The organism is Helicobacter pylori, from assembly GCF_006440215.1.
Lineage (GTDB): Bacteria > Campylobacterota > Campylobacteria > Campylobacterales > Helicobacteraceae > Helicobacter > Helicobacter pylori_CS.
This window is the reverse complement of the sequence record NZ_VEZH01000017.1, coordinates 24,682-33,810: the sequence shown is the minus strand read 5'-3', so window position 1 is coordinate 33,810 and position 9,129 is coordinate 24,682. Positions and strand designations below refer to the sequence as shown.

Sequence of the window (9,129 nt, the reverse complement as noted above, 5' to 3'; positions counted from 1 at the left end):
AAGCAAGACTCACTCACCCAAAATGCCCCCCCCCCCCCCCCAATCAGCCATAAAAGATCGCACGCCAAATAACGCACCCAATAATAAAGAAATAGATCTACCCACTCATATCACCAGTAATTTAAAAAAAGAGCTTAGAGACTATCAAAAAAAAGCGATATATAATTATTTAGAAAAACGCCAATCCCACCCAACTCAAAAGCATTTCATGTTTGAAATGGCAACCGGTAGCGGTAAAACCTTAGTGATGGCGGCTTTGATTTTAGAATGCTGCAAACAAGGCTATCAAAATTTTATCTTTTTTGTGAACAGCACCAGCATTTTAGAAAAAACCAAGCTTAATTTTACAGACAGCGCCTCATCAAAATACCTTTTTAGTGAGAATATCAATATCAATGATGAAAATACAGAAATTAAAAGCATCAATAATTTAAACGAGAGCCACAACAACGCTATCAACATTTATTTTAGCACCATTCAAGGCTTGTTTTCATTATTCACTAGAGCTAAAGAAAACGCTATCAGTATAGAGGATTTAAAAGATCAGAAATTAGTTTTTTTAGCGGATGAAGCGCACCACTTAAACACAGAGACTAAAAAGAAATTAAATGATAGTGAGGCTAGTGAAAAACGCAACTGGGAAAGCGTGGTGAAATTAGCCCTAGAACAAAATAAAGACAATTTATTGCTGGAATTTAGCGCCACTATCCCTAAAGAAAAAAGCGTTGAAGAAAAATATAAAAACTTAAAGGTGGCAACTTACACCTTAAAAGAATTTAGCGAAGATAAATTTTGCAAAAACATTTATTCCCTTTCTTATGAAAATAAAGAATTAGAAACACGCTTTTTAGGGGCATGCGTTTCCAGTTTGTATAAAGAATTATTAGCCCAACACCATAATATTGAAAACTTTAAACCATGCATTTTGTTTAAAAGCGAGAGGATTGAAGAGAGTAAAAAAAATCAAGAGCGCTTCAACGCCTTTTTAGAAAATTTAAGCCCTTTAGATTTAGAAAATTTTTTCAATTACAGCCGCAACGCTTTTTTTAAAGACGCTAAAAACTTTTTTGACAAGCAAAAATACACCCCTAACCTTACCGCATTCTTGCAAACGAAATTCAAAAAAAGCACCCAGATTAACACCAATAACGAAAAAGAATTAGAAAAAGGCATGCTTTTATTGAACTCCCTAGAAGACAGAGACAACCCTAAAAGAGTGATTTTTAGCGTGGATAAGCTCAATGAAGGTTGGGATGTGTTGAATTTGTTTGACATTGTCAGGCTTAAAAATAAAGCGAGCCAAAAAGACACCATTAAAGATGCCCAGCTCATAGGGCGAGGAGCGAGATACTACCCCTTTAGCTATAACGATTTCAAGCCAAGCCGCATAGAGTTTTACCAACGCAAATTTGATCTTTTTAACCCCTTAAGCACGCTAGAGAGGTTAGACTACCATGCCATTTATAACAGCGAATTTATCGCTCAATTAAAAAAAGAGTTACAAGATTTAGGATTAGGATTTGTAAATGAAAAACAGACTATCCCTTTAACACCCACCAAGCGTTTCAAATGCTACTATGCAAGCAATACAAAAGACAAGAATAAAAACCTATTCAATAAAGACTATACAGACCCTGTTAAAGTCAAGCTCCAAAGTTTGCATGTCCCCTTATTTGCTTTTGATGTGCGTGAAAAGAAAGTGGATTTTAAAGAAGAAAATAAAAGCGATAGAACTTATTATATACCCCACACCTTAGATAAAATCCCCCTAAACTATTTTTTAAAAGCCCTTAATTTAAAAAATCTGGATTTCAAAACGCTTAAAAAAGCCTTTAAAAAACATGCCTTTAACAATAAAGTGGGATTTATAGAGCAATATATCTCTTCATTAAAAACAAACTTCCATAAAAACCAAAAGTTTGACGACAACAAAACGCTTTTAAAACTCGCTGTTTATATCATTGAAAACTTAAAAGACACGCTTTTAAAAGAGCAAGATAAATATAGCGTGAGCGCGTTAGAATTGAAAGAATTTGAAACGCATAATAAAAGCCTTAGCGCTAGCGAATGGGAAAAAGACATTCCCTTTTATGAATGGCTGCTTTTTAAAGACATGAGAAAACTAGACAGCGATTTAGAAAGGAAGTTTTTAGATTTCATCAACGACCATAAAGAGGTTTTAGACAAGAAATTCAAAGAATGGTGCGTTTTAAGGAATGACCATTTCACTGAATTAAAAGTTTTTTGCAACATAGAAAATAGCCCCTTTTACGCGCAAGGTTTTGAGCCGGATTTTATCCTTTTTGCCCAAACGCATAGCGATGAATTTTTAGGCTTCACTTGTTATATGGAAGCTAAAGGCGAACATTTAGAGCCTTCTAACGCTTGGAAAAAAGAATTTTTAGAAATGCTAGAAAACGCCACGCTTAAAAGCCATGACAAAAAACTCCATTTAAAAGGCTTGCCGTTTTTCACTTTCACAAATAACAACAGAACGCTAAACGCAGAATTTGTTGAAGCTTTCCATCAAACTTTTAAGGACAAAGAATGTTAAAAACCCCGCTAAAAACCCTACTAGACGCTCTAATCAATCGTTTCACTAAAGAACGATTAGTTACTTTAATCCTAACAACTGATGAAAAGCTTTTAATTTTCATGCTTGAGCATGAAAACGCTAACGACTACAAAAACGCTTTTTTTAAAATTATCGCTAATGTGCTTGTATTCAATCAAGAAGCGTTATTGGAATGTTTAGAAACAAAAGAATTAGAAAAATCTTTCACACGATTTAAAAATAAAATAGGCTTATTTTCGCAAGGGGGTTTGATAAAATCCAGCGAGTTAGTCGTTTTGAATTTCCCTTTTAAAGACAATGTTTTACTGGGTAACGCTAAAGATAACAGCACCAAATCTAACGAGCTTTTTTACCATGAAATACTGCATAAAAAAGAAATTGACACGCTTTTAAGCAAAAAAGTGCTGTGCCGTTTTGAAATGCATGGAGAGGGCGATTTAGAAAGCGCTTTAAAAGACAAGAACACAAACTACCTTATCAAAGGCAATAATTTGATCGCTCTTCATTCTTTAAAAAAGAAATTCGCTAAACAAGTTAAATGCATCTACATTGACCCCCCTTATAATACGGGCAATGACAGCTTTAATTACAACGATAATTTCAACCACAGCTCATGGCTAGTGTTTATGAAAAACAGGCTTGAAGTGGCTAGGGAATTTTTAAGCGATGATGGCGTGATTTTTGTGCAATGCGATGACAACGAACAGGCTTATTTAAAAGTGTTAATGGATGAGGTTTTTCTTAGAGAGAATTTTGTGGCTTGTTTGCATGTAGAATTATCAACAACGCAAGGCATGAAAGTGGCTTCGGCTAAAAAAGGAAATATTGTTAAAAATGCCGAATATATTTTAATTTATTCAAAAAATATGGAGAATTTTAGTTTTATCCGTTCTCTTTATGTAGCTAAAGAATGGGATGAACACTATTCGATCTATATAGATCCTAAAACTAAAAAACGAGAAACACTATTAAATTTCTTAAAAAGTAAGTATGAGAATATAACAAAAGACAAAGTCATGGCTCTTTACAATGATGATAAAGACTTTAGAGATTTTGTCCATAAAAATGCGGATAATATTTACAGAGATAATAATGCTGAGATTAATTTTAATTTCACGCAAGAACAAGAAAGCAATCTTAATAGTGGAGAGATTGTAGAATATAATCAATATTTAATATTTAAAAATTCAAATAATATTATAAGACAACTTCTTAAATTAAGTGATGCTATTGGCGAAACTGATGATTTTGACGCAAAAATTGGATTAAGAAAAATAAGGGGAGATTGGTGGGGAAGCTTTTATAAAGATATGATGAATATCAATAAAGAAGCAAATCTAGTGTGGAAAAATGGCAAAAAACCCGAAAGACTCATTAAAGATATTTTAGAAATTTCCACCAACGAAAACGATCTCGTGTTAGATTTTTTTGCCGGGAGCGGGACGACTTGCGCGGTGGCACACAAGATGAAACGCCGCTACATTGGCATCGAGCAAATGGACTATATAGAAACGATCACTAAAGAAAGGTTAAAAAAAGTCATAGAGGGCGAGCAAGGGGGCATTTCTAAAAAATGCGGTTTTAAAGGGGGCGGGAGTTTTGTTTATGCTGAATTGAAAGAAGTGAATTTAGAAATTAAAAAACAAATCCTTAACGCTAACAGCAAGAGCGAATGCCTAAAAATCTTTAACGATCTTAATGAGCGCTTTTTAAAACGCACCGATGGTAAGATTGATGAAATTGATAGCGAAGAGTTCCACAATTTAGATTTAAACGAGCAAAAAAAGATTTATTGCAAGCTTTTTGACTCTAACGAAGACTATTTGAACTTGGGCGATATTGACGAAGACGCATGGGGGATAGATAAGATCACTAAAAAATACAATGAAATTTTTTATTCTTAAGTTTGATCGTTCAATGCACACCACTTAACGCATCAAAACGCTATGCGCTAGGCTATTTAGCGGGTAAAAACAAACGATTAAAAATATTGTTGTAGTATTCAAGCCAACCAACAAGGAGCAAAACATGAAAACCTTTAAAAACTGGCTCTGTTTTAGCTTGATCGCTATGAGTTGGCTCCAAGCGGACATGTTGGATAATTTCACTAAGGCTATTAACAGCTACACCGCTAAAAAGCTTAATGAAATCAAGAATCAAGCCAATAGCGCTAACCCCGCTAAAAACCGCAATACCGCTTATAACGCTAATGGCATGCTCACTGGCATTGATTGTAAAGTCTTAAAAAATAACTTCTATTCGGTGTGTTATTCTAGCGAATTGAAAAACCCTATTTATGGCGTGAGTGTGTTGTTTGGGGATTTAGTGGATAAAAATAATATTGAAAAACGCTATGAGTTTAAGACGGACACACGATTAGCCAAATACCAACAAGCCACGACACAAGATTACACCAGAAGCGGTTTTGATAGGGGGCATTTTGTGGCGAATGACGCTTCTTTTGACTTTGCGTCTAACCCTTTAAGAGAGACTTACAGAATGACTAATATCACCCCTGAAGCCAAAAACACCAACAGGCATTCTGTTTTATTGGTAGAAAAAGAGGGCCGTAATTTGGCCAGGAAATACCATCAAGTTTTAGTCGAAGAACTCACCATCATCAAACAGGGCTATAGGACTTTCAGCTCTAAGAATATCGCTATCCCTAGCGGCTTTTGGTACCACTATGATACAAGCCTAACGGACAGCTATGAAAACGCTAAAAGCGAATGCTTTTATATCCCTAATGACAACCAAAAATATCCCTTACAAGAAATGAGAAAAGATTGTAAAGAATATGAGCGGGTTGAAAAGCAGGTGGTTTTTAAGAACAATAAAAACACTGAGTTGAATGAATTGCCTAAGTATCTTAACAACGCTAAGAAGTATTAAAACCGCTCTTAAAATGCCCGTAAAAACACCGGTGTTTTGGATAAAAGGTTTGAGAAATCAAGTTCCTAAACGGCTAAAATTGGTTTTTTGTTGGAAGCGATAAGGGGTTTCATAGGTGTTGGAGGAATGAGATAAAAATTATTATTACGATTATGGCAAACACAACAATAGATCCGGGTTTAAGATAATCTCTTATGGTTGTTTGCTGGTTGCTGGGTAAATCCATGCTATCCATATGAAACAGCCTATAATCCATAAAAACAATCCAAATACCCCATTTCGCTTCTCGCAACCCTAAAAACAACAATATACAAAATTTTAAATTATTTTACATGAACTCCTGGAGCTTGTTCGCTTGTGCCATCCATTCTGCAAGGCTTTCATAATCGTTATTTTCTATCCAAGCCTTAGCTTGCGCGATTTCTTTTTCGCATTTTTCAATCGCTTCTAAGACATTGTCTCGGTTTTGTTTGAAAATATCTTTCCACATTAAAGGCGAGCTTTTAGACAAACGGCTCATATCCCTAAAGCCCCCACCCGCTAAAGATAAAATCATCTCTGGGTCGTTTTGCTTTAAAACACTATTGGCTAGAGCGTAGCTCAAAACATGGGGTAAATGGCTGATATAAGCCACATGGGTGTCATGCTCGTTGGATTTCATCTTAATCAAGCGCGCTTTAACGCCTAAAAAGATTTCTTTAGCGATCTCTACTTGCTTGGTCCCTGAATCTTCTAAATCGCACAATATCACAAGGGCGTTTTCATACAACCCCTTAACGCTCGCTTTAGGGCCATAAAACTCTGTCCCGCACATGGGGTGCGCGGCGATGAAATTTTGACGGATGCTTTTAGGGATATTGTGAATGATTTTAGCTTTTGCCCCCCCTAAATCAATAATCGTTGCGCTTTTTTTGATAGAGGTCATTTTTTTCAAACACCAAATGATGCCCTCAACTGGAATGGCTAAAAAAATCACATCGCATTCTAAAATCTTTTCAAATTCCACGCATTCATCTACAAGCCCCAAAGTCAAAGCCAATTTAGCATGCAAAGCGTTATGATCATAGCCTATAACGCTTTTAAAACGCCCCCATTCTTGCAAGGCTAGCCCTAAACTGCCCCCCATAAGCCCTAAACCAATAATGCCTGCTTTCATGTCAAATTTCAAAGCAAAGTTTTTTCTAGCACTTCAGCGATGTTTTTCACCGCAACGATGTTTAAATTCTCTCGCACTTCAGCAGGGATCTCGTCTAAATCCCTTTCGTAATTTTTGACAGGAACAAGAGCGGTTTTAATGCCGGCTTTAAAAGCGGCGATCAACTTTTCTTTCAACCCTCCTATGGGTAAAACTTCCCCGCTCAAAGTCAATTCGCCCGTCATTGCCACTTCGCTTCTTGTAGCCCTATCGCACAAAATGCTCGCCATCACGCTCGCCATAGCGATCCCAGCGCTCGGGCCGTCTTTAGGCGTAGCCCCCTCAGGGACATGCAAATGCAAATCATAAGCGTTATAAACTTTCAGCGCTTTTTTCTTTTTCTTATTCTCTGCATCGGTTTCGCTAGGGATTTTAGGCGCTTTTAAGGTTTCGTTATCCAATAAGACTTTGACAACAGAAAAGGCAATAATAGCGGATTCTTTCATCACATCGCCTAAGCTCCCGGTGAGTTTTAATTCCCCCTTACCCCTAATCTTAAGCGCTTCAATTTTAAGCACATCACCGCCCACTGGAGTCCATGCCAAACCATTGACGATACCGATTTTATTTTCTTCATCTATGGGGTCAATTTCAAACACCATGCGCTCTAAATACTCTTTAAGATTACTAGGCGTGATAGAGACACAGAAATCTTTGTTCTCGTCTCTTTTTTTGTTTTCTTCATTTTCGCCTTTTTGATCTTCGCCTTTTTTGGTTCGCCCTTTTTTGTGCGGGTTATCTTCTAGGTATTTTAAAGCTACTTTACGCATAATCGTTGCGATTTGTCTTCGTAAATCCCTAACGCCCGCTTCTCTGGTGTATTTTTCAATAATGAGTTTCAAACACTCATGGCTAATATCCACTTCGCTAGGCTTTAAGGCGTGCTTTTCTAATTCTTGGGGAATAAGATAATTTTTAGCGATTTCTTCTTTTTCATTAGGTGTGTAGCTGGACACGCTGATAAATTCCATTCTGTCTCTTAAAGGGGCTGGGATCCTGTCAATATTATTAGCGGTAGCGATAAAAATCACTTGCGATAAATCAATGCTAAAATTCGCATAATGATCCCTAAAAGCGGTATTTTGCTCAGGGTCTAAAATCTCCAATAAAGCGCTCGCTGGATCGCCCCTAACGCTCCTATCCACCTTATCAATTTCATCTAAAACCATGACAGGATTCATCTTTTTGGCTTCAATAAGCCCTTGGACAATGCGCCCAGGCATTGAGCCTATATAAGTGCGTCTGTGCCCTCTTAATTCATTCACATCTTCTAATCCCCCTAAAGCGATCCGAACTAAAGGGCGCTCTATCGCTTTAGCGATGGAATTAGCCAAACTCGTTTTACCCACGCCAGGAGGCCCATAAAAGCATAAAATCGTGCCTTTAGTTTTGTCTTTTTTTTCTGGCTTTTTCTTGTGGCGCATTTCTAAAAGCTGCATGGTGGCAAAGTATTCTACAATACGCTCTTTAGGCCTTTTTAAGGAATAATGATCCTTGTCTAGTTGTTCTCTCACATGCTTAATGTCAAGCGCTTTTTTCCCGTATTGCCCAAAAGGCACATCTAACATGGTTTCAATATAATTTTGCAAAGTCGCGCTATCCGAGCTGTCCGCATGGGTTCGGCTCAGCCGGTCAATTTGCTTTTTAATCTCCTTAAACGCTTCTTCTTTTAAAAAAGGCTTGATGCTTTCTAGTTTTTGGTAGTATTGGTTTAAATCTTCATCTCGCTGTTTGTCTGTGCCAAGCTCTTTTTGGATTTGTTTGAGCTGCTCTTTTAAGAAATATTCCTTATTGGTTTGCTCCATTTTTTGATGGACTTTGGATTTGATTTCTTTTTGGAGTTTTTGGGTTTTAGTCTCTTCTATCACAATATCAATCAAATCCAACAAACGCTGTTCGGTGTTGTTGTTCGCAAAAAGAGAATACGCTTGATCTCTTTTCAAATGCAAGGCCGCTGCGATTAAATCAGCGATGCGGTTAGGATCGTCATTGTCTTCTAAAGCCTTGATCAAATCCGGAGGAAAGAGTGAGCTGACATTGGCTAGAGTGATCACTTTTTCTTTTAAGACTTCCACAATAGCTTGAATGTTTTCTTTATCGTATTCTAAATATTCAATAGGGCTTATTTGAGCTTCCAAAAAGCCTTGCTCGTTTTCTTTAGCAGGCTCTAAAATACGCCCCTTAGCGATGCCATTAAAGAGCAATTTCACGCGCCCATTAGGCATGTTGGCTTCACGCATAATAGATCCAATCACCCCCACATCATAATAAGGGGCTTCATTATCGTTCAATTTGTCTTTTTGGCATGCAATAAAGACTAACGACTTATTGTTTTTAGCGTAAGCTACCGCCTTGATGCTGGCGTTATTTTGCAAAAAAATAGGGGCTATCATAAAGGGGTATAAAAAAGTGTCTTCTTCTACCAATAAAGGCAGAATTTTAGGAAAATCTTCAGTCATTTTTCATC

General features: G+C 37.0%; 5 protein-coding genes. 3 read left to right on the top strand and 2 right to left on the bottom strand.

Annotation, left to right across the window (positions count from 1 at the left end; translation table 11 throughout):
* The first annotated feature begins 22 nt into the window (after window positions 1-22).
* The 3 genes from FIM44_RS07410 to FIM44_RS07400 all read left to right on the top strand — a co-directional run bounded on the left by FIM44_RS07410 (window position 23) and on the right by FIM44_RS07400 (window position 5,467).
* Entirely contained in the window at window positions 23-2,554 is a 2,532-nt protein-coding gene (locus tag FIM44_RS07410; protein WP_140579588.1) for a DEAD/DEAH box helicase family protein, read from the top strand.
* On the top strand, window positions 2,548-4,479 hold the full coding sequence (locus FIM44_RS07405) for a site-specific DNA-methyltransferase (protein WP_140579587.1): 1,932 nt from the start codon (window positions 2,548-2,550) through the stop codon (window positions 4,477-4,479). The genes FIM44_RS07410 and FIM44_RS07405 overlap by 7 nt, the downstream gene beginning before the upstream one ends.
* Window positions 4,480-4,603: 124 nt before the next feature.
* Window positions 4,604-5,467: a DNA/RNA non-specific endonuclease gene (locus FIM44_RS07400; protein WP_194148161.1), complete on the top strand. Its 864-nt coding sequence runs from the start codon at window positions 4,604-4,606 to the stop codon at window positions 5,465-5,467.
* Window positions 5,468-5,795: 328 nt separating this feature from the next.
* On the opposite strand, the gene FIM44_RS07390 is transcribed toward FIM44_RS07400, so the two are convergent.
* Window positions 5,796-6,623 carry a prephenate dehydrogenase gene (locus FIM44_RS07390; protein ID WP_140579591.1) on the bottom strand — a complete coding sequence of 276 codons (828 nt, stop codon included), beginning with the start codon at window positions 6,621-6,623 and terminating at the stop codon, window positions 5,796-5,798.
* Window positions 6,624-6,631: 8 nt separating this feature from the next.
* Entirely contained in the window at window positions 6,632-9,121 is a 2,490-nt protein-coding gene (gene lon, locus FIM44_RS07385; RefSeq protein WP_140579586.1) for an endopeptidase La, read from the bottom strand.
* Between the last annotated feature and the right edge of the window lie 8 nt (window positions 9,122-9,129).